The sequence below is a fragment of the Phyllobacterium pellucidum genome, assembly GCF_013327855.1.
Taxonomy (GTDB): domain Bacteria; phylum Pseudomonadota; class Alphaproteobacteria; order Rhizobiales; family Rhizobiaceae; genus Phyllobacterium; species Phyllobacterium pellucidum.
Map to the genome: position 1 here is coordinate 1588901 of NZ_JABUMX010000001.1, position 20264 is coordinate 1609164.

At 60.8% G+C, this 20264-nt stretch carries 13 protein-coding genes and 1 riboswitch; of the genes, 8 read left to right on the top strand and 5 right to left on the bottom strand.

The window, feature by feature from the left end:
• Window positions 1-38: 38 nt before the first annotated feature.
• From HQ945_RS07750 to HQ945_RS07775, 6 genes are all read left to right on the top strand, one after another.
• Complete coding sequence (locus HQ945_RS07750) at window positions 39-1352, top strand: ABC transporter substrate-binding protein (RefSeq protein WP_091920513.1); 1314 nt, start codon at window positions 39-41, stop codon at window positions 1350-1352.
• 79 nt (window positions 1353-1431) lie between these two features.
• Window positions 1432-2358 (top strand): carbohydrate ABC transporter permease, encoded by a 927-nt coding sequence (locus HQ945_RS07755; RefSeq protein ID WP_425500631.1) that lies wholly within the window; start codon window positions 1432-1434, stop codon window positions 2356-2358.
• 22 nt (window positions 2359-2380) lie between these two features.
• Window positions 2381-3280, top strand: a complete 900-nt coding sequence (locus HQ945_RS07760) for a carbohydrate ABC transporter permease (protein ID WP_027230768.1) — start codon at window positions 2381-2383, stop codon at window positions 3278-3280.
• A 21-nt stretch (window positions 3281-3301) separates the two neighbouring features.
• Window positions 3302-5104, top strand: a complete 1803-nt coding sequence (locus tag HQ945_RS07765; protein WP_027230769.1) for an IlvD/Edd family dehydratase — start codon at window positions 3302-3304, stop codon at window positions 5102-5104.
• An 18-nt stretch (window positions 5105-5122) separates the two neighbouring features.
• Window positions 5123-5875, top strand: coding sequence for an SDR family NAD(P)-dependent oxidoreductase (locus HQ945_RS07770; RefSeq protein ID WP_027230770.1), 753 nt, complete (start codon window positions 5123-5125; stop codon window positions 5873-5875).
• A gap of 28 nt (window positions 5876-5903) precedes the next feature.
• Entirely contained in the window at window positions 5904-6743 is an 840-nt protein-coding gene (locus HQ945_RS07775) for a fumarylacetoacetate hydrolase family protein (RefSeq protein ID WP_174207852.1), read from the top strand.
• 423 nt (window positions 6744-7166) lie between these two features.
• On the opposite strand, the gene HQ945_RS07780 is transcribed toward HQ945_RS07775, so the two are convergent.
• The 3 genes from HQ945_RS07780 to HQ945_RS07790 all read right to left on the bottom strand — a co-directional run bounded on the left by HQ945_RS07780 (window position 7167) and on the right by HQ945_RS07790 (window position 15254).
• Window positions 7167-11771 (bottom strand): translocation/assembly module TamB domain-containing protein, encoded by a 4605-nt coding sequence (locus tag HQ945_RS07780; RefSeq protein ID WP_174207853.1) that lies wholly within the window; start codon window positions 11769-11771, stop codon window positions 7167-7169.
• Window positions 11768-13696 (bottom strand): autotransporter assembly complex protein TamA, encoded by a 1929-nt coding sequence (locus HQ945_RS07785; RefSeq protein ID WP_113281101.1) that lies wholly within the window; start codon window positions 13694-13696, stop codon window positions 11768-11770. Before HQ945_RS07785 ends, HQ945_RS07780 begins: the two co-directional genes overlap by 4 nt.
• 283 nt (window positions 13697-13979) lie before the next feature.
• Complete coding sequence (locus HQ945_RS07790) at window positions 13980-15254, bottom strand: D-amino acid dehydrogenase (RefSeq protein ID WP_174207854.1); 1275 nt, start codon at window positions 15252-15254, stop codon at window positions 13980-13982.
• A 206-nt stretch (window positions 15255-15460) separates the two neighbouring features.
• Window positions 15461-15547, bottom strand: a riboswitch (glycine riboswitch).
• Between the two features lie 104 nt (window positions 15548-15651).
• Between HQ945_RS07790 and HQ945_RS07795 the strand changes: the two genes are divergently transcribed.
• Window positions 15652-15888: an Lrp/AsnC ligand binding domain-containing protein gene (locus HQ945_RS07795; protein WP_027230775.1), complete on the top strand. Its 237-nt coding sequence runs from the start codon at window positions 15652-15654 to the stop codon at window positions 15886-15888.
• Window positions 15889-16052: 164 nt separating this feature from the next.
• Window positions 16053-17906 (top strand): dihydroxy-acid dehydratase, encoded by a 1854-nt coding sequence (gene ilvD / locus HQ945_RS07800; protein ID WP_174207855.1) that lies wholly within the window; start codon window positions 16053-16055, stop codon window positions 17904-17906.
• A 10-nt stretch (window positions 17907-17916) separates the two neighbouring features.
• On the opposite strand, the gene HQ945_RS07805 is transcribed toward ilvD, so the two are convergent.
• Together HQ945_RS07805 and HQ945_RS07810 are read right to left on the bottom strand one after the other, a co-directional pair.
• A complete protein-coding gene (locus tag HQ945_RS07805; protein WP_027230777.1) occupies window positions 17917-18903 on the bottom strand; it encodes an ABC transporter substrate-binding protein in 987 nt (328 codons plus the stop codon).
• Window positions 18904-18930: 27 nt separating this feature from the next.
• On the bottom strand, window positions 18931-20031 hold the full coding sequence (locus HQ945_RS07810) for an ABC transporter permease (protein ID WP_174207856.1): 1101 nt from the start codon (window positions 20029-20031) through the stop codon (window positions 18931-18933).
• Between the last annotated feature and the right edge of the window lie 233 nt (window positions 20032-20264).

The window sequence follows — 20264 nt, forward strand, 5'->3', positions numbered from 1 at the left end:
GCGTTCCGGGAGAGGACTTAAACCATGGAGGAGAATCAATGACCATCAATAGAAGACATCTTCTTGGCGCGTCAGCAGGGCTCGTCGCGGCTGCCGGGCTCAATCGCTTCGGCCTCACCCCAGCCTTCGCCCAGTCGGCGCCGGCATACAAGCCGGAGGAAGGCGCCACGCTGCGTCTGTTGCGCTGGGTGCCGTTCGTTCCGGCCGAAGAGGCGGCCTGGCTCGCAAACACCAAGAAGTTCACCGACGCCACCGGCGTTCAGGTGCGCATCGACAAGGAAAGCTGGGAAGACGTTCGCCCGAAGGCGGCTGTCGCCGCCAATGTCGGCTCCGGTCCCGACATGGTCATGAGCTGGTTCGACGATCCGCAGCAATATCCTGACAAGCTCGTCGACGTGACGGAGCTTGGCGAATATCTCGGCTCGGCGCATGGCGGCTGGTATCCGGGTCTTGAAGGCTATGCCAAGCGCGATGGCAAGTTCATCGCGCTGCCGCTCTGCGCCATCGGCAATGCCGTCGTTTATCGCGACAGCCACATGAAGGCTGCGGGTTTCAGCGAGTTTCCGAAAGACACGGCGGGCTTCCTCGAGCTCTGCAAGGCCCTGCATGCCAAGGGAACGCCCGCCGGCTTCCCGCACGGCAAGGCTGTCGGCGACGGCAACAACTACGCTCACTGGCTGCTGTGGAGCCATGGCGGCAAGATGGTCGACGAGAGCGGCAAGGTTGTCATCAACAGCCCCGAGACGCTTGCATCGGTCAAGTACGCGCAGGAGCTATACAAGACCTTCATTCCGGGCACCGAAAGCTGGCAGGACGTCAACAACAACCGTGCATTCCTTGCCGGCCAGGTATCGCTGACCGCCAACGGCGTTTCGGTGTATTATGCCGCGATCAAGGATCCGGCCATGAAGGCGATTGCCGACGACATGCGCTCGGTCAACCTGCCGATCGGTCCGGTCGGACAGTCGGTCGAGTTGCACCAGACTTCGACGATCTCGATCTTCAAGCACACCAAATATCCGGAAGCAGCAAAAGCCTATCTGCAGTTCATGTATCAGGCCGACAACATGAACGCCTGGATCACGGGGGCCAGTGCCTATTGCTGCCAGCCGCTGAAGGAATTTGCAGCAAATCCGGTTTGGACATCGAACCCGATCCATGCCGCCTATGCCAAGGCATCCGAGACGCTGCGGCCGAACGGCTATGCCGGTCCGCTCGGAACCGCTTCGGCCGGCGTGATGGCCGACTACGTGCTCGTCGACATGTATGCGACGGCCGTTACCGGCCAGATGTCACCGGAAGACGCCATCGCCCAGGCGGAAAAGCGCGCCAACCGCTACTACACGCTTTAGGCATGCGAACGATCTTCCGCCGCCAGCGCGCCGGAAGATCCTCCAGCGCTGACGAGGAAACCGGAGACTTCCGATGACAATGACGCAAACCGCAAAGCAGGAATCCGCCTTCCGCTCCTTCGCGCGCAGCAATACCGCCATCGGCGCACTGTTCATGCTGCCTGCAGCGGTCTTTCTCCTGTGCTTTCTGACCTATCCGCTCGGCCTCGGGGTCTGGCTCGGCTTCACCGATGCGAAGATCGGGCGCGACGGCGTCTTCATCGGCCTCGAAAACTACGAGGCGCTGGCGGGCGACTCGGTGTTCTGGATGGCCGTCAGCAACACCGTCTTCTACACGCTCTTCGCCTCGATCCTGAAATTCATCCTTGGCCTGTGGCTCGCGCTCATTCTCAACGAGAACCTGCCGTTCAAGTCGTTCTTCCGGGCGATCATCCTTCTGCCCTGGGTCGTGCCGACCGTCCTTTCCGCCCTCGCCTTCTGGTGGATCTATGATGCGCAGTTCTCGATCATCTCCTGGTCGCTCATACAGCTCGGCTGGATCGACACCCCGATCAACTTCCTCGGCGAACCCAACAATGCGCGCGCTTCCGTGATCGCCGCCAATGTCTGGCGCGGCATTCCCTTCGTCGCCATCTCGCTGCTTGCCGGCTTGCAGACGATCCCGCAGTCGCTGCATGAGGCGGCTTCGCTCGATGGGGCAACACCGTGGCAGCGTTTCCGCTTCATCACACTGCCCATGCTGACGCCGATCATCGCGGTGGTGATGACCTTCTCGGTACTCTTTACCTTCACCGATTTTCAGCTGATCTACGTTCTGACCAAGGGCGGCCCGGTCAATGCCACGCACCTCATGGCAACGCTGTCGTTCCAGCGCGGCATCCCCGGCGGCCAGCTCGGCGAGGGAGCCGCGATTGCGGTTGCCATGATCCCGTTCCTGCTTGCTTCGATCCTGTTCAGCTTCTTCGGCCTGCAGCGCCGCAAGTGGCAACAGGGCGGACAGGATTGAGCGGAACAAGGAGGACAGCATCATGAGCATTACCGAACAGAGCAACGCCCAACCGCTTACCGACGATGCGCAGGGCATGAGCTATCTCAATCGCCTGCCGCGACGCATTGTGGTGCTGTACCTGCCGCTTGCGGTCTTCGTCTTCGTGCTGCTTTTTCCGTTCTACTGGATGGCGATCACCGCGGTGAAGCCGAATTCGCAGCTGACCGACTACAGCAATTTCAGCCCGTTCTGGGTGGTCGGCCCGACGCTCGACCACATCAAGTACCTTTTGTTCGAGACCTCCTATCCAGGCTGGCTGTGGAACACGGTGGTGATTTCTGTATGCGCAACCTTCCTTTCACTCGCCGCTTCGGTCTTTGCAGCCTATGCCATCGAACGCATCCGGTTTTCGGGGTCGCGCTCGGTCGGCCTGATGATCTTCCTCGCCTACCTGGTTCCGCCTTCGATCCTCTTCATTCCCCTTGCCGTTATCGTCTTCAAGTTCGGCATCTACGACACGCGCTGGGCCTTGATCTTCACCTATCCGACGTTCCTCATTCCTTTCTGCACCTGGCTGCTCATGGGCTATTTCCGCTCCATACCCTTCGAGCTCGAAGAGAGTGCGCTCGTCGATGGCGCGTCCCGCTGGCAGATCCTCGTCAGGGTCATATTGCCGCTGGCGGTGCCGGGAATGATCTCGGCGGGCATTTTTGCCTTCACATTGTCGTGGAATGAGTTCATCTATGCACTCACCTTCATCCAATCCTCGGAAAACAAGACTGTCCCAGTCGGTGTCCTGACGGAGCTGGTTCGAGGCGATGTCTTCGAGTGGGGATCACTGATGGCGGGCGCCCTTTTCGGGTCGCTGCCCGTCGTCATTCTCTACTCGTTCTTCGTTGACTATTACGTTTCCTCCATGACCGGCGCGGTCAAGGAGTAACTCACCAGGAGTTCTTTCAAAATGACGACGTCCAGCACCCCGAAAAAGCTCCGTTCGCAGGAATGGTGGGATAATCCCGACAATCCGGGGATGACCGCGCTCTATCTCGAACGCTATTTGAACTATGGCCTGACCCGCGAGGAACTGCAGTCGGGCAAGCCGATCATCGGCATTGCCCAGACTGGCTCCGATCTTTCGCCCTGTAACCGCCACCATATCGAACTCGCCAAGCGCGTGCGCGACGGCATCATTGCGGCCGGCGGCATTCCCTTCGAATTTCCGGTGCATCCGATTCAGGAGACCGGCAAGCGTCCGGGCGCTGCGCTCGACCGCAACCTCGCCTATCTCGGCCTCGTCGAAGTGCTTTTCGGCTACCCGCTCGATGGCGTCGTCCTTACCATCGGCTGCGACAAGACCACGCCCGCCATGCTGATGGGCGCCGCAACGGTCAACATTCCTGCGATTGCGCTGTCCGTTGGCCCCATGCTCAACGGCTGGCATCGCGGCGAGCGCACAGGCTCTGGAACCATCGTCTGGAAATCGCGCGAGAAGCTCGCCGAAGGCGAAATCGACTACAACGAGTTCATGGATATCGTCGCCTCGTCGGCGCCATCCGTTGGTTATTGCAATACGATGGGCACGGCGACCACGATGAACTCGCTCGCCGAGGCGCTCGGTATGGAATTGCCCGGCTGTGCGGCAATTCCCGCGCCATATCGCGAGCGCGGCCAGATCTCCTACGATACCGGCAAACGCATCGTTGAAATGGTGCGCGAGGACCTGAAGCCCTCCGATATCATGACGCGTCAGGCTTTCGAGAATGCCATCGTCATCAACTCGGCCATCGGCGGTTCCACCAATGCCCCGATCCACTTGAACGCAATTGCCCGCCACCTCGACGTTCCGCTCGACAATGACGACTGGCAGACACTCGGCCACGACGTTCCGCTGCTCGTCAACCTGCAGCCAGCCGGTGAATATCTCGGCGAGGACTACCACAGGGCGGGGGGCGTCCCGGCAGTCGTCGCCGAGCTGATGAAGGCGGGCAAGCTGCCGCATCCCGGCGCGCTGACCGTCAACGGCAAGAGCATCGGCAGCAATTGCGAGAATGCCGAGAACCTGAATACCGAGGTGATCAAGCCGTTCGAAGCGCCGCTCAAGAAGAAGGCCGGGTTCATTAATCTCAAGGGCAATCTCTTCGACAGCGCCATCATGAAGACCAGTGTGATCTCGGAAGAATTTCGTGAGCGCTATCTATCCAATCCGGATGATCCGGAAGCTTTCGAAGGCATCGCCGAGGTATTCGAAGGTCCCGAGGACTATCACCATCGCATCGACGATCCGAAGCTCGCGCTCAACGAGCACAGCATCCTGATCATGCGCGGTACCGGGCCTATCGGCTATCCGGGAGCGGCTGAAGTCGTGAACATGCAGCCACCGGCCTATCTGTTGAAAAAGGGAATTCACGCGCTCCCGTGTCTTGGCGATGGCCGCCAGTCCGGAACGTCCGGCTCGCCATCCATCCTCAATGCTTCCCCGGAAGCCGCGGTCAATGGCGGGCTCGCACTGGTACGCTCCGGCGATCATCTACGTATCGATCTCCTCAAGGGCACGGCCGATATCCTTATCGACGACGAGGAACTGCAGAAGCGCAAGGACGACCTGAAGGCGGCCGGCGGATACAAATATCCGGCGAGCCAGACGCCCTGGCAGGAAATCCAGCGCGGCATGGTCGGTCAGCTCGATGAAGGCATGGTGCTGAAGCCCGCGGTCAATTACCAGCGCATTGCCCAGACGAAGGGGTTGCCGCGCGACAACCACTGAGCGTCCAGGGAGGACACCATGGCGAATGCAATAAGGCGCTATGAAGGGCGGCATGCGGTCATTACCGGCGGAGCTTCGGGCATAGGCTTGACCACGGCCGCGCGCATTGTCTCGGAGGGCGGCACGGTCAGCCTGTGGGATGTCGACGCCGGCAAGATAGAAGAAGCCCGGGCGGCGCTCGGCGATGGCGCCCACGGTATCAGGGTGGACGTCTCGGCTCCAGACGAAGTGGCAGCGGCTGCAAAGTCGACGGCAGAGAAGTTCGGCAAGATTGACGTGTTGATCTGCTCTGCCGGCATTACCGGTCCCAATGCCAAGGTCGCCGATTACCCGATCGACGCATGGAAGCGTGTCTTCGACATCAACGTCAACGGGCTCTTCTATTGCAACCGCTTCGTCGTTCCGATCATGCAGAAGAACGGCTATGGTCGCATCGTCAATGTCGCCTCGATCGCCGGCAAGGAGGGCAATCCCAATGCCTCCGCCTACAGCGCTTCCAAGGCGGCTGTGATTGGTCTCACCAAATCGCTTGGCAAGGAATTGGTCCAGGATGGCATTACGGTCAATGCGATCACGCCAGCGACGGTCGACACGCCAATCCTCCAGCAGCTGCAACCGAGTTTCATCGACTATATGCTTTCGAAGATCCCGATGCAGCGTTTTGGCAAGGTCGATGAACTTGCCTCGCTGATCACATGGATCGCCAGCGAGGAATGCTCATTCACCACGGGCGCCGTATTCGATATTTCGGGTGGCCGCGCCACCTATTGACGCCCCCCAGTCAGGAAAAGGTAAAACCATGAAACTCTTGCGCTATGGTCCTGCGGGCCAGGAAAAGCCGGGCCTTGTCGACAAGGACGGCAACGTCCGCGATCTTTCTGCCCACGTGAAGGATATCGCCGGCGATGCCATATCGCCTGAAGGCTTGAAGAAGCTTGCCGCAATTGATCCGGCGTCGCTGCCGTTGGTCGAGGCCGACCGCTACGGCCCTTGTGTGGCGGGGACGGGCAAATTCATCTGCATCGGTCTCAACTATTCCGATCACGCTGCCGAGACCGGCGCCAAGGTGCCGCCCGAACCGATCATCTTCATGAAGGCGACGTCGGCGATCGTCGGTCCGAACGACGATGTCGAGATTCCGCGCGGCTCGGAAAAGACCGACTGGGAGGTCGAGCTTGGCGTCGTCATCGGCAAGCACGCAAAATATGTGAGTGAGGTTGAGGCTCTCGATTACGTTGCAGGCTACTGCCTGATCAACGACGTGTCCGAGCGGGCATTCCAGGCCGAGCGTCAGGGCCAGTGGACGAAGGGCAAGAGCTGCGACACGTTCGGTCCGACGGGTCCCTGGCTCGTCACCAAGGACGAAGTCGCCGATCCGCAGAACCTCAAGATGTGGCTCGATGTCAACGGCCACCGCTACCAGGACGGTTCCTCGGCGACGATGGTATACGGCGTCAAATACCTCGTCTCGTACCTGTCGCAGTTCATGAGCCTGCATCCGGGCGACATCATTTCGACCGGCACGCCGCCCGGCGTCGGTCTCGGCCAGAAGCCGAACGTGTTTCTCAAGGCCGGAGACGTGATTGCGCTCGGGATCGAAGGCCTCGGCGAACAGCGCCAGAAGGTCGTCCAGGGTTAGTCCGGCGGATCGTCGCTTATCGCGTGGATCCTCGTGCTCTTGTCCCGAGGATCCCCTCTTTGCATCGTCGTTCAGCCTAGTGGCATGGATCCTCGGGACAAGGGCCCGAGGATGAGGCAGTGGGCTGGCGAGGATGACGGCAGCATGGTGGCGAGCATGGCGGGGAGGATGGCGGAAGTTTGTGGACTAGCATGATGCTGACCGTTGTGAACAAGGATGGCAACGGCAGTGGTGCTGGCGGTGAGTAGGTGAGGCCAGGCGCCGAGTTTGGCGTAGCTTCGCAGCCCGGAGAGGCCTGTCAGCCGCCATTCCCGACTGCATTCAAGTGGCAACGGATGCCGGGACGCGTTTCTTGATTTCCTGGCCGCCACACTCACCCGCCAGACGGTAGCCTCGCCGCCGTCCTCTCCGGGCGGCGGGCCCTCAATAATCCTTTTCGTAGAACAGGCCTGCGCCCGAATCGCCGTCGGCACCGACGGAGCCTCGTGCCTTCAGGTTCGGCGTGATGTCGAGATTGACAGTACCCTTGCTCGATCCACCCGAACCCGCCTCAACACCGAGGTAGACATTGTCGCGGATATAGCGCCCGGCGCGCACGCCTGTATTGCCCTTGGCGTCAGTAACGACGTCGAGATCATCAAGGCCCGTACTCTTGCGCAGATTATCGAGCAGCGACGAACGCTGGCCGCCGGCGAGTTCCGCTGCAGCAGCAGCGAGGCGCGCCACCTGCAGCGGCGACAATTCGCCGATGGAGCGCTTGAATATCAAACGGGCAAGAACCTCGTCCTGCGGCAGTTCCGGCTGCGACGAGAAGGTGATCTTGAGGTCGGATACCCGGCCCCTCACCATGACATTGACGGTAATGTCGGACCCTTGAGTCGTTGCAACAAAGTTTATTTCGGGGTCGAGGTCGCCGACGAGCGTGACCTGGCCCTCGGTAAAGGTGATGCGCTGGCCAAGAATGCCAAGCCGGCCGCGGATGAGATCGAAGGCGCCGACCGGCTGGATATCGGTGGCAGGACCAGTCAGGCGCACCGAACCGCCGATCTCGGCATCGAGCCCGCGACCGCGAATGAAGATCTTGTTCGGCGCGTTCACGTTGATATCGAGACGAACGATGCTCGGCCGCGCAGTCGATGCGCCAGCCTTCCTCGTTCCATCGACACCGGCGCGGCGCAACGTTTTCACCACCGCCTTCGACGGGTCCTTGTGGCGCACATCGATCATTGCGGCAGAACCGCCGAAGTTTTCCGGCACGGTGATCTCGGCACGATTGACATCGATGTTGCCGGCAATGACCGGATCGCGGGTGAGCGGACCGCGGACTGTAAGCGCGCCCGTAACGGTCGCAACGAGCAGGTCGTCGTCGACATAGCGCGCCTTATTCAGCCGGATATCGATATTGGCGGGGAAGTTTGCCGCAGCGTCCGTCGAAATCGTGCCGCTGGCGCTGATAGAGCCGCCGGTCGAAAGCGCGGCGTTGAAGGTGCGGATCGTCACCGTCGTTCCCGCCATATCGCCAAGCAACGTAATGCGTTGCAGCCGAAGATTCGTCTGCGGGTCGAGCACCTCAGCGCCATTGGCGGAGAAGTTGCCGCGAATCTGCGGCTGGCTGAAGCTTCCCGAAACAGCGGCGGACACTTCAATGGTGCCCTTGGCCTGCGTCCCGCGCTCGGCGAGTGAGCGATTGACCAGCGAAAGCGGAATCCGGCCGGTGACGTTGACGCCGAGACCAGATCCGGACAGCGGAACATTGCCGTCGGCCGATACGGTCAGTCCTTGCGGCCCGTCCACCTTGGCGGAAGAAAGGTTCAGCACGTTGTTGGCAAAACGGCCCGCGGCGGCAAGCTGCAATGGCGCCAGTCCGTTGTCCTGCAGGGGACGTGCGGTAAGGCCGGCACCCTTCAGGTTGAACTCCACATCGGGCCGGCTCAATGTGCCGGTGACACGGCCGCTGCCCGAGATATCGCCGCCAAGATTCTGGTCCCGGACGACGCCGTTGAGCGCCCGCAGCGGCAGGCTGCGCAGGTTGAAATCAACGCCGAGCTGGCCACCGGCAAGCGGAACGGAGCCTTTTGCCGACGCATCGATACCGCCGGCGCCGGTCACATGTGCGTCGACGTTCAGCTGGTCGGTGGTCGAGGTCCCCTTGGCATCGACATTGACGGCGTCGACACCCGCCTGCTTCAGCGCGGCAGCGGTAATGCCGCGTGCCTGCACATCGAAATTCACGTCCGGTTTCTGGCGTGTTCCGCCGATCCGGGCCTGGCCGTTGATCTCGCCACCGAGCCCAAGGTCGGGCTTGATCAGATTGGCGATGCTGAGCGGCAATCGCTGTGCGGCGACGGTCAAGCTCAGCGTTTCGGCAACATCACCGCTGACGGTGACCTTGCCCCCGTCAATATCGAGCAGGATATCGCCAAAGGAAATATTGCTGCCAGCCACATTGATCGCGGCCGGTGCGGTCAGCCTCGCGGCGACGTCGCCGCGTGTCAGCTCAGCCTTGGCAAGCGACAACTGGAAACCGTTGTCCGTGGGTTGCAGTGCGCCGGTCGTGGCGATGTGCGCGCTGTTGGCGAGACTTGCGCCAACAACGAAATTGGTCGTTCGGCCCGACTGCATGGCGCGCGCTTCGGCCACGGTGATGTCGATACCGGCCGCCGATACATCAGTCGCGGTCACCGAACCATTGGCGGAAGGAACTTTGAAGATGTCCTGCGCCGTCAGGGCGATCGCTGCCTTGCCGACACGGATATCATTGGCCTTCAGGCCGTTGACCTGCCCCTTGACCTCGACATTCTGTTTCTCGTCATCGTGGGTAAGCGCAATCGTTGCATCCGCCTTACCCGTGGCATTGACGAGGAACAGGGCCGCCGCCGTCGAAAGATCCGTCGAAGCAAGGGTAAAATTGCCCTGCAGCAGCCCTTTCAGGTTCTGCGTGACATCGCCGCGCAGCCTGGTCCCGCCGGCGATGAACTGGATATCGCTCAAGCGCTTCTCGTCAGCACGGATTGCGATATTCGTGCTGAGGTCTGCCCGCTTGTCGTCGAGGAAGGCGAGACCGGAAACCCTGCCGTCGACATTGCCATTGAACAGCGTGCCATTGAAGGTCAGGGCCCCATCGGTCAGCTTGCGCCCCGAGAGCGCGCCTTGCGGCACGCCGGCATTGAAGGCGAGCGCTATGATATTGTCCTGGCCGCGGGCGCTGCCCTTCACCTTGAGAGCGCCCTTTGCCTTTTCGGAAAGCAGGGCGAGATCGCTTAGATCGAGGCCGAAATCGAAGTTCGCTGCGCCAGTCGCGAAGGTTCCGTTGGCCGTTAGAAGCGTTTGTGGATTCTCCACGCGGAAGTTCCTGGCGCTAAGACCGGCTTCGCCGCGGGCAAGACCACCGGTGAGGCGCGTCTCGCCGGCAAGCACCTTGTCGGCAGCGTCGATGCCGAGCTTCATGCCAGTTGCCTGCCCGTCGAGCATGAGATCGAACCCGCCCTTCAGCATCTCGATCAAGCCATTGGCCTTGAGGTCGAGCGAGCCGGCAAGGTCGCGCCCAGCAAGGGCGGAGAACGGTGCAAGGCTCGATGCCTTGACCAGAATATCGCCCTGGTAGGCGAAATTCTGGATCGTGCCTTCAAGGCCAGCGCTGAATCCATTCGCCGCGATGAGAGCCTGGCTTAGGTTAACGGGGGTACCTGCCTTCCAGTCGCCATAGATCTTGAGCTGGATCTTATCGCCGAGCGCTTCGGCAATATCGGCGCGCGTCGCGGTAATGCCGGAAACGTCGCCCGTTACGTCAAAGGTGAGCGAGCGAGCGGTCGGGCTGTCGAGATTTTCGGCAATGCCCTTGCCAAGAAGATTGACGTTACGGGCGGCAAAGCTCTCCGTCGTCAGATTGGTGATCTCGATGCTGCTCGTCCAGTCGTTGGTGGCGCTGGCGCCGAACGAGACGGCAAGCACGGCCTTGTCGACGGTGGTCTGCCCGCCTTTGACCGGAAGGATCACCTTCTTGCCGGACGGATCGGCAATAGTGCCATCGATCTTCAGGCGGCGCGGGAAGAGATCGTCGGTCGTATCGCCAGTGGCGTTGAGCGTGAGCGAATTGCTCCTGATGCTGAGCTGATCGAGCGCGACACCGCCACCGTCACGGGCGACGCCATTGACGACGAGTGCGGTCTCGTTGCCGAAGAAATCACGGAAGATGGGGGGCACCAGCGTAGCGATTTCGCCGTTCATCGTTGCCTTGAAGGCGAGGCCATCCGGCTGGCGGTCGAATTTGGTATCGCCGGTGAGAACGCGCTTGCCGGCCGCGTCGAGCGTCAACTGCAGGGCAAGGTCGCTTACCGGCCCCGATCCCTTCAGCGCCAGCGCGACGGGGGGCCTGCCTTCAATATTAAGAAGGTTGGCAACGATGCCGTTCTGCGGCTCGTTCAGGGTCAGATCGAGGTCGAGTTGCTGGCTCTGATTGGCATACGCCGCCTTGATGTTAAACTCGCCGCCGGGCCCATCCAGGCGTTTGACGGCAAGCGTCGTATCAAGCGATCCACTTTCAAGCTTCAGGTTGCCCGCGATGGAGATTTCCGACCGAAGCCCGAATACACCGTCGCCGAAGGCAATGCGCGCCACCTGCAGATCCTGGAGGATGACAGCTAGCGGTAGTTCCGGCAGGCTGAAACCCTTGGCTTCCGGCGAAGGCAAGCTGTCGTCGGGAAGCGGCTTGCGGAAGACGTCGATTCGGTCGGCGGCAAGCGTGTTGATATCGAGCCGGCCTCTCAGAAGCGCAAGGCGGCTCCAGACAATGCGGGCATTGGTGATCTTGAGCCAGACCCCTTCGCGGTCAGCCACCGTTATGCTGCCGATGCTCGCTTCGGAGGAAAGCACGCCCTGGATGTCCGAAATGACGATCTGCCGGTTGGGAGTTGAAAGCTGGTTCTGAACGAAGCTCAGGAAGTAGGATTTCTCCGCCTCGGCGCTATCCTGCGCCAGGGCCGGTGCTGCAAAAAGCAGCAGGAAGAGACTTACGAGGAACCGGGTCAAAACGCTTGTCCTATGCCAACATAGAGAGCAAAATCGGGGTCGTCGTGGGTACGGTCGAGCGGTACCGCAAAGTCGAGGCGGATCGGTCCAAGGCCGGTATTGTAGCGCAAGCCTGCGCCAACGCCGACACGGAGCTGTTCGGAAAAGTCCGGATAGGACTGTTCGCCGACATAGCCCGCATCGACGAAGCCGACGACACCGATCGTATCGGTCATGCGTACCCGCGCTTCGACCGAGCTTTCGACGAGCGAACGCCCGCCAATGACGAAATCCTCGCCGTCGCGCGTCACGTTCACGCCTACATTGCGGTAGGCATAGCCGCGAATCGAGCCGCCGCCGCCGGCAAAGAACAACTGATCTGGCGGCAATTCGGCGATGTCGGCTCCTACAATGCTGCCGAGCTTCAAGCGTCCCGCCAGGATGAAGCGCTTGTCGGCATCGAAACTGTGATAGGTGCGGCCTTCAGCGGTGAATTTGCTGGCGAAATTGCCGTACTCGAACTCGTAGAAGGGCGTGATCAGGCCTTCGAGGTAATATCCCTTCGAAGGATCGACCTTGTTGTCACGGCTGTCATAGGTAAGTCCACCGATGAAGCCCGCCGTCAGAAAATCGCGCTTGCCGAAAAAATCGTCGTCGAAACGGGATTTCGCGACGTTGGCCATGATCTTGCCGGTCAGTTCATCGGAGAAAATCCGCGTGAACCCGCCCTGCGCCGTAATCGACGTCTGCGTATAGGCATCGAGAACCTGGCGCTCGCCGATGAGCGACGTGACGAAATCAGTATCCGGATTGAAAACGCCCGGCTTGGTGAAGGTCACGCCAAGAAGATAATTATAGTCCTGCGGATTGAACGACTGGCCACCAATGCCGCCAATCTTCGCATCGAAGCGCAATCGTTCGGCGTGACCGAAGAGATTGCGGTGCAGCCAATAGGCCTCGAAACCGGCGCCGTCGAGCGTCGAATAGCTGCCGCCGAGGCCGAACCGGCGCAGCTTCTGTTCCTGCACGGCGACGGTGATCGGCAGCAGCCCGTTCGGTGTGATCGCGTCGGCTTCTTCAATGCGGGCGGAGCGGAACACTTCAAGACGGGAGAGCCGCTTCTTGGCGCGCTCGATTTCGTCCGGATCATACTCCACGCCCGGCTGCAATCCGGTGATGAAGGCTACGAACTCCGGATCCATCCGTTCGGTGCCCCTTACGGTCACAGGACCGAAGGCGGCCCGGCGATCGGGCTCGACATCAATGGTGGCATCGATCCTGTTGTCATCGTGATTGGCGACGACGTCGCGCGATACGATCCGGGCCTTGGGGTGGCCCTGTTCGCGCCATGCGTCAACGGCAAGGCGTTCGGCCTTGAGGATCGCCGTCGATGTAGCGACATCGCCGGGTGCGAAGCCTTGATCTTCGGGCCTGTCAACGACGTCCTTGGGGTCTATAGGCAGCGGCGCCATATTCTTTATGCGCGTCGATGCAAACAGAAATTGCGGTCCGGGATCGACGGCGATCACGACCGTGGAAGGATTGGGCAAATCGGCATCCGGCGGAATATCCGCGGCCTCCCTACCGTCGATCTTGATGCTGATCGTGCCGCCATAGCGGCCATCGGCATAAAGCGCGCCCAGAATGCGGCGGTAGTCTCCCCGTGCCTTGGCGATCAGGCCCGCCGCGCCGGAGGCAGGCTTGTCCTCATCCTCGACAAGGCTCGATGCCCCCGCGACGAGCTTGGTTGTCGCCTTGTCCTCGCCTTGCGCATTTTCGACGCTGTAGCGGTGCGGGTCGGCAATGACGGCATCCGCATCATCGGTCTTGCGCTCGCCCCAAAGATGAATGCCGAAGAGGTCAAACGCCTGCGCCGGCGAAACAAGCGCGGTGAAGGCCAGCAAAGCTGCGCCGAAAAGCTTGGCCTGTGGGCGCCTCAATTCCATCAACCAGCAAAATCCTTACTCAAAAAATGACACACATTACGCCGCAGGCACGGAGACACATCCCCACGGATTGTTAAAAATCCTCTCCCGAGCTTAAGAAATTGATAACATGCCGGTCAGGGTGGGCCAACCCGCTAAGACCAAGCTCTGGTCGCCTAGGGGTTTTCTTGTGGCCATATCGCCACAGAACTCTGCCGGGTGCGGATCACTTTTTGTTAGAGCAATGCAACAGACCGGCTTGAAACGACGAAGCGCCGGTCAGGCCGGCGCTTCTCAAGTTTAATTATTCCGCGGCGGCCAGCCACTCCGATTGCCCGGCTTTTTCCGCCGGCATCGCCGCGCTGATATGACCGGCAACGATCTCCGCGGTTGCGGCCGACAGTGTCCAGCCGAGATGGCCATGCCCCGTATTGTAGAAGACACCCGACCGCTTGCCGCTGCCGACGCGCGGCAGCATGTTCGGCATCATCGGGCGAAGGCCAGCCCACGGCACCACATTCGACGTATCCATGCCCGGGAAGAGATCGCGGCTCCAATCGACCAGCGGCTTGACGCGGTCATGACGGATGTCACGGTTTTCGCCATTGTATTCGGCGGTGCCGGCGACCCGCAGCCGTCCCGCGCCGAGGCGGCTGGTGACGATTTTGGCATCGTCATCAAGCAAACTTACCCACGGTGCTGCCGTACGGCTTGCCTCGTCGCCGAGGTTGATGGTGATCGAGTATCCCTTGACCGGATAGATGTTGACCCTGTCGCCAAGCTGCGCAGCAAATTTGCGGCTGGCAATGCCGGCACAGATGACGATCGCATCGAAGCGCTCGCTCTCGACCGGCGAAAGCGTCTGTGAGGCGCTGTTCCAGGCAACAACTATGCCATCCTTCCCATGCCTGAGGGTCTGCACATTGGCGTCGCCTACGAAGCGAACGCCGCGGCGCGCAGATGCTTCGGCAAGGCCCCGGGTGAACTTGTGGATGTCGCCCGTCGAATCTGAGGGCGTGAAAAAGCCGCCATGGAACGTGCCGTCGAGCGCTGGTTCGATGTGGTGAATTTCTTCGTTCGTGACCGAGCGGCGGTCTAGGCCCCCTGCTTCAAGCAGCTTGTTGACCTTGACGGCATGGTCGTAACCATATTTCGAACGATAGATATGCAGGATGCCGCGCTTCTCGAGATCGAAATCGATCTTCTCTTCGGCAGCGATTTCGAACATGCGCTTGCGCGCCTCGATGGCGAGCCTGGTTGTCGCTATCGTGTTCTTCTCATAGTGCGGAATGTTCATGACGAACTCCGCCATCCACGAATATTTGTGCCACGATGGCTTTGGATTCATGAGCAGCGGCGCATCCTTGCGCAGCATCCACTTCATGCCCTTGAGCACCGTGCCCCAACTGTTCCAGACTTCGGCGTTCGACGCCGAAAGCTGGCCGCCATTGGCAAACGACGTCTCCATCGCGGCGTATCGGTTGCGGTCGAAAACGGTAACGGTGTGCCCCTGGCGGGCAAGCGCATAGGCGGTGGTGACGCCGGTAATACCAGCGCCGATAATGGCGATCGAGGTCATGGCAGTTAGTCCTTCAGCACAAATGGTTCCAGCTTCGCCGCGAGCGGCACGAAACCCCATCTGTCACGGGACCTGAGAGTTTGGCCCTTACGCACCTGCCGGATGTTTGCCATCCCTTGTCTCGGCTGCGTTACCGGTTTGCGCCGGTCAGGGCTTTCTCCTTCGGTGGGCGAAGCCTTCGAAGCCACGCCACTCTCCAGATGTCCGACGCTAGTCTGGTCCTTTTGCCTGAGAGTTTCCGGGGCGGTTGCTCCATCGGCGCCGGTTTTACCGGTCTCTCCCAGATAGCCTGTGCGAACGGGCTGCTTATATCGCAACCGTGAGAAGAGAACAACTGGCTAACGAAGGCCGGACCCATTATGTTGATTGCACCAGTTCAGACCACCGGAGCAGATAAATGAAACCCGTCTTCCTGCAGCTGCAGTGCTTCCCCGGCAAGACCTATGAGGTCGCAGCTGCCCTCTACGAGCGTGAAATCGTATCGGAGCTTTATTCGACAAGCGGCGATTATGACCTCCTGGCAAAGATCTACATCGCCGAGGACAAGGACGTCGGCAAGTTCATCAACGACAACGTGCTCGGAATTCCGGGAATTGCCCGTTCCTTGACGACGATGACTTTCACGGCGTTTTGAACGCAAGCCCCGAGACATTACGTCCCGTTTCGGGCAGAGATGAAGTCCACTATGAAATAAATGCAACAATTTGCACGCCCCGCAGGAAACAAACGCCATTTTGCCATTGGCTCTGTTTGTCTGTAGAGATGCTTTTTCGACCACGACCATCAGGATGATCCCAAATGCCTCCGTATCGTTCACGCACAACCACACATGGCCGCAACATGGCTGGTGCCCGCGGGCTCTGGCGCGCGACCGGAATGAAGGACGAGGATTTCGGCAAGCCGATTATTGCAGTGGTCAATTCCTTTACACAGTTCGTTCCCGGCCACGTCCATCTCAAGGATCTCGGCCAGCTCGTTGCGCGCGAGATCGAAAGTGCGGGCGGCGTCGCCAAGGAATTCAATACGATCGCTGTCGATGACGGCATCGCCATGGGCCATGACGGCATGCTCTACTCGCTGCCTTCGCGCGAGATCATCGCCGACAGCGTCGAATATATGGTCAACGCCCATTGCGCCGATGCGATGGTATGCATCTCCAATTGCGACAAGATCACCCCCGGCATGCTGATGGCCGCACTGCGCCTCAACATACCGGTCGTCTTTGTTTCCGGCGGCCCGATGGAAGCCGGCAAGGTCGTCTGGGGAGACAAGGAAAAGAAGCTCGATCTCGTCGATGCGATGGTAGCGGCGGCCGACGAGCGCATTTCCGACGAGGAAGTCCAGGTCATCGAGCGCTCGGCCTGCCCGACCTGCGGTTCGTGCTCCGGCATGTTCACCGCCAATTCGATGAACTGCCTCACCGAGGCGCTGGGCCTGTCGCTGCCCGGCAATGGTTCGACGCTTGCCACCCATGCGGACCGCCGCCGCCTCTTCGTCGAGGCCGGCCATCTCGTCGTCGATCTCGCTCGTCGCTACTACGAACAGGACGACGAAACCGTCTTGCCGCGCGCGGTTGCCTCGTTTGCCGCTTTCGAAAATGCGATGACGCTCGATATCGCCATGGGCGGTTCCACCAACACGGTTCTGCACCTGCTTGCTGCGGCGCATGAGGCCGAGGTGGATTTCACCATGAGCGACATCGACCGGCTCTCGCGCCGCGTGCCGGTGCTTTGCAAGGTCGCCCCTGCCGTTGCCAACGTCCACATGGAGGACGTGCACCATGCCGGCGGTATCATGGGCATTCTCGGAGAACTCGATCGCGCGGGCCTCCTCGACACGTCGGTCTATTCCGTGCATTCGGCCAATCTCGCCGCAGCGCTCGACCGCTGGGACATTGCCCGCACCTCGAACAAGTCGGTGCACGACTTCTTCCGGGCAGCGCCGGGCGGCGTGCCGACGCAAGTCGCGTTCAGCCAGGATCGCCGCTTCGAAACGGTCGATCTCGACCGCGAGAAGGGTGTGATCCGCAGCGCCGAGCATGCCTATTCCAAGGACGGCGGCCTTGCGGTTCTCTACGGCAACCTCGCCGAGGACGGATGCATCGTGAAGACCGCGGGCGTCGACGATTCGATCCTGAAATTCTCCGGCCCGGCCCGCATATTCGAAAGCCAGGACAGCGCAGTGCTCGGCATCCTGAATGGCGGCGTCAAGCCCGGCGACATTGTGCTGATCCGCTATGAAGGCCCGCGCGGCGGACCTGGCATGCAGGAAATGCTCTATCCGACGAGCTACCTGAAATCGAAGGGTCTCGGCAAAGCCTGCGCCCTGATCACCGACGGGCGTTTCTCCGGCGGTTCTTCCGGCCTTTCGATCGGACACGTGTCGCCGGAGGCCGCCGAGGGCGGATTGATCGGCCTCGTCGAGGAGGGCGATATGATCGATATCGATATTCCGAACCGCAAGATCCACCTCGCGGTGGACGATGCTGTACTTGCCGATCGCCGCGCCCATATGGAAGCCAAGGGCGCCGCCGCCTGGAAGCCTGCAGAAAAGCGCAAGCGCAAGGTAACGACCGCGCTACGCGCCTATGGCACCATGGCGACAAGTGCTGCCCGCGGTGCGGTTCGGCAAATTCCCGACGATTGGAACTAAGCGGTAAACGTTACTTCGCAGCGTCGGTAATCTTCGAGGTCCAGGCGCCTTCGGGCTTCTTGGTGATGACCGGATCTGAACCGCCGCCGAGCAGCGTTTCGACCGTCCGCTCTGCCGCAGCCACGTCGAGAACACCCGTCGAGCCTTCCGTCAGCTTGTTGATCTCCGCGACCATTCGCTTCTGATGCTTTTCGGTCTGCGCACCGCTTGCATCATTGTCGAGGACGATGGTCGCAGCCTCATCCGGATTGGCGCGGGCATACTCCCAGCCCTTCATCGAAGCCTTGACGAAACGCGCAAGCTTGTCGACCATCTTCGGATCGTCGAGGCTCTTCTGCAGCACGTAGAGACCATCTTCCAGCGTGGCGACCTTTTCATCCTCATACTTGAACGTGACGAGCTGGTCCGCCGGGATGCCGGCATCGATTACCTGCCAATATTCGTTGTAAGTCATCGTCGAGATGCAGTCTGCCTGCTTCTGGATCAGCGGATCGACATTGAAACCTTGCTTGAGAACAGTCACCCCATCGGGTCCACCATCGGTCTTGAGCCCGAGATGGTTCATCCAGGAGAGGAACGGATATTCGTTGCCGCCAAACCAGACGCCGAGCGTCTTGCCCTTGAAATCCTCCGGCTTGGTGATCCCTGTTTCCTTGCGGCAGGTCAGCATCATGCCCGAGCGCTTGAACGGCTGGGCGATATTGACGAGAGGCAGACCCTTCTCGCGGGTTGCGAGCGCCGAAGGCATCCAATCGACGACCACGTCGGCGCCGCCGCCGGCGATGACCTGGGGCGGCGCCACATCGGGTCCGCCCGGCTTGATCTCGACGTCGAGGCCGGCCTCCTCGTAGAAGCCCTTATCCTTGGCGACGTAGTAGCCGGCAAACTGGCCCTGCGTGACCCATTTCAGCTGCAGGACGAGCTTGTCCGCGGCAAGCGCCGAGCTGGCCATCAGGGTCATGGCGAGGCCGAGTGAGAGTGCCAACGTTTTCTTCATGCTTCAGTTCTCCTCTGTTCTTGTTTGTTATGCGCGATAGGACGGGTGCCAGAAGGTGACGGCCCGTTCGATAAGTGTAATCAGTCCGTAGGATAGCGATCCGGCGAGCGCCGCAACGAAGATTTCGGCCCACACCATATCGACATTCATGCGGCCAACCTCGGCCGATATGCGAAAGCCCATGCCGACGATGGGCGAGCCGAAGAATTCGGCAACGATAGCGCCGATCAACGCAAGGGTCGAATTGATCTTCAACGCATTGAAAATGAAAGGCATCGCCGCGGGCAGGCGCAGCTTGACGAGGGTCTGCCAATAATTGGAGCCATAGGTGCGCATCAGATCGCGTTCCATCGCGCCAGAGGCGGCGAGACCCGCGACAGTATTCACGAGCATCGGAAAGAACGTCATGATGACGACGACCGCAGCCTTCGACTGCCAATATGAACCGAACCACATGACCATGATGGGCGCGATGCCGACGACGGGAAGGGCGGCGACCAGATTGCCGATCGGCAAGAGCCCTTTGCGCAGGAACGGCACGCGATCGACGATGATGGCGGCAATGAACCCGGAACCGCAGCCAATGGCATAGCCAGCGATCGCGGCCTTGAGGAATGTCTGCTGGAAGTCTGCCCAAAGGGTCGGTATGGAGCCGGCAATGCGCCCGGCGATCATGGAGGGCGGCGGCAGCAGTATGGTCGGGACGCCGAAGCCGCGCACCACGATCTCCCAGAGGATCAGCAGCCAGGCGCCGAAGAGGACGGGCAGCGCGAGGTTGACGAAACGTTGCGCACCGGCAGATTTGAGGCGTAGCGCCGCAAGTCGCTGGACGGCGAGCCAGGCAAGCAGCCAGGCGGATACCACCATGCAGCCATAGCCAATCGCCGGACCGCTTATCGTGAAAGAGCCGAGCAGCGCGATGAGGCATGCCGCCGCGATGTGAACGAGGACCAGCAAGGCAACCAGTGAGGTTAGAGACGGGACCACGAAGAGCCCAACCGCTGCTGTTGCGAAGAGGATGGCGGGTGCTACGAAGAAAAGGGCGCCCGGACCATCCGCGCCGGTCGGCAGTACCAGCGATGCAGCCGCAAGCAGGAAGGCGAGAATGGCGAGAGGCGACCGCTTCATGTCCGCACCCCGGTTGTGGAACATGGTTGCGGGTTCGCCCCCCACCCCGCCGCTGCGCGGCGACCCTCCCCACGTCGGGGGAGGGTAAGAACGGCGGCGAGCGTTGGTCGGTCTTTTTTTTCGTCCGCGTGTAAGTCCACGCCCTCCATTGGGAAGTAAGGCCGCAGCCCCACCCTCCCCCGGCGTGGGGAGGGTCGGATCGAAGATCCGGGGTGGGGGGAAAGGCCCAACCA

What these genes read in the sequence shown, in the direction of transcription:
- HQ945_RS07775 (WP_174207852.1), top strand. Translation starts at nt 5,904, where the DNA reads ATGAAACTCTTGCGCTATGGTCCTGCGGGCCAGGAAAAGCCGGGCCTT.
- HQ945_RS07810 (WP_174207856.1), bottom strand. Translation starts at nt 20,031, where the DNA reads ATGAAGCGGTCGCCTCTCGCCATTCTCGCCTTCCTGCTTGCGGCTGCA.
- HQ945_RS07750 (WP_091920513.1), top strand. Translation starts at nt 39, where the DNA reads ATGACCATCAATAGAAGACATCTTCTTGGCGCGTCAGCAGGGCTCGTC.
- ilvD (WP_174207855.1), top strand. Translation starts at nt 16,053, where the DNA reads ATGCCTCCGTATCGTTCACGCACAACCACACATGGCCGCAACATGGCT.
- HQ945_RS07770 (WP_027230770.1), top strand. Translation starts at nt 5,123, where the DNA reads ATGGCGAATGCAATAAGGCGCTATGAAGGGCGGCATGCGGTCATTACC.
- HQ945_RS07755 (WP_425500631.1), top strand. Translation starts at nt 1,432, where the DNA reads ATGACGCAAACCGCAAAGCAGGAATCCGCCTTCCGCTCCTTCGCGCGC.
- HQ945_RS07760 (WP_027230768.1), top strand. Translation starts at nt 2,381, where the DNA reads ATGAGCATTACCGAACAGAGCAACGCCCAACCGCTTACCGACGATGCG.
- HQ945_RS07785 (WP_113281101.1), bottom strand. Translation starts at nt 13,696, where the DNA reads ATGGAATTGAGGCGCCCACAGGCCAAGCTTTTCGGCGCAGCTTTGCTG.
- HQ945_RS07790 (WP_174207854.1), bottom strand. Translation starts at nt 15,254, where the DNA reads ATGACCTCGATCGCCATTATCGGCGCTGGTATTACCGGCGTCACCACC.
- HQ945_RS07805 (WP_027230777.1), bottom strand. Translation starts at nt 18,903, where the DNA reads ATGAAGAAAACGTTGGCACTCTCACTCGGCCTCGCCATGACCCTGATG.
- HQ945_RS07765 (WP_027230769.1), top strand. Translation starts at nt 3,302, where the DNA reads ATGACGACGTCCAGCACCCCGAAAAAGCTCCGTTCGCAGGAATGGTGG.
- HQ945_RS07795 (WP_027230775.1), top strand. Translation starts at nt 15,652, where the DNA reads ATGAAACCCGTCTTCCTGCAGCTGCAGTGCTTCCCCGGCAAGACCTAT.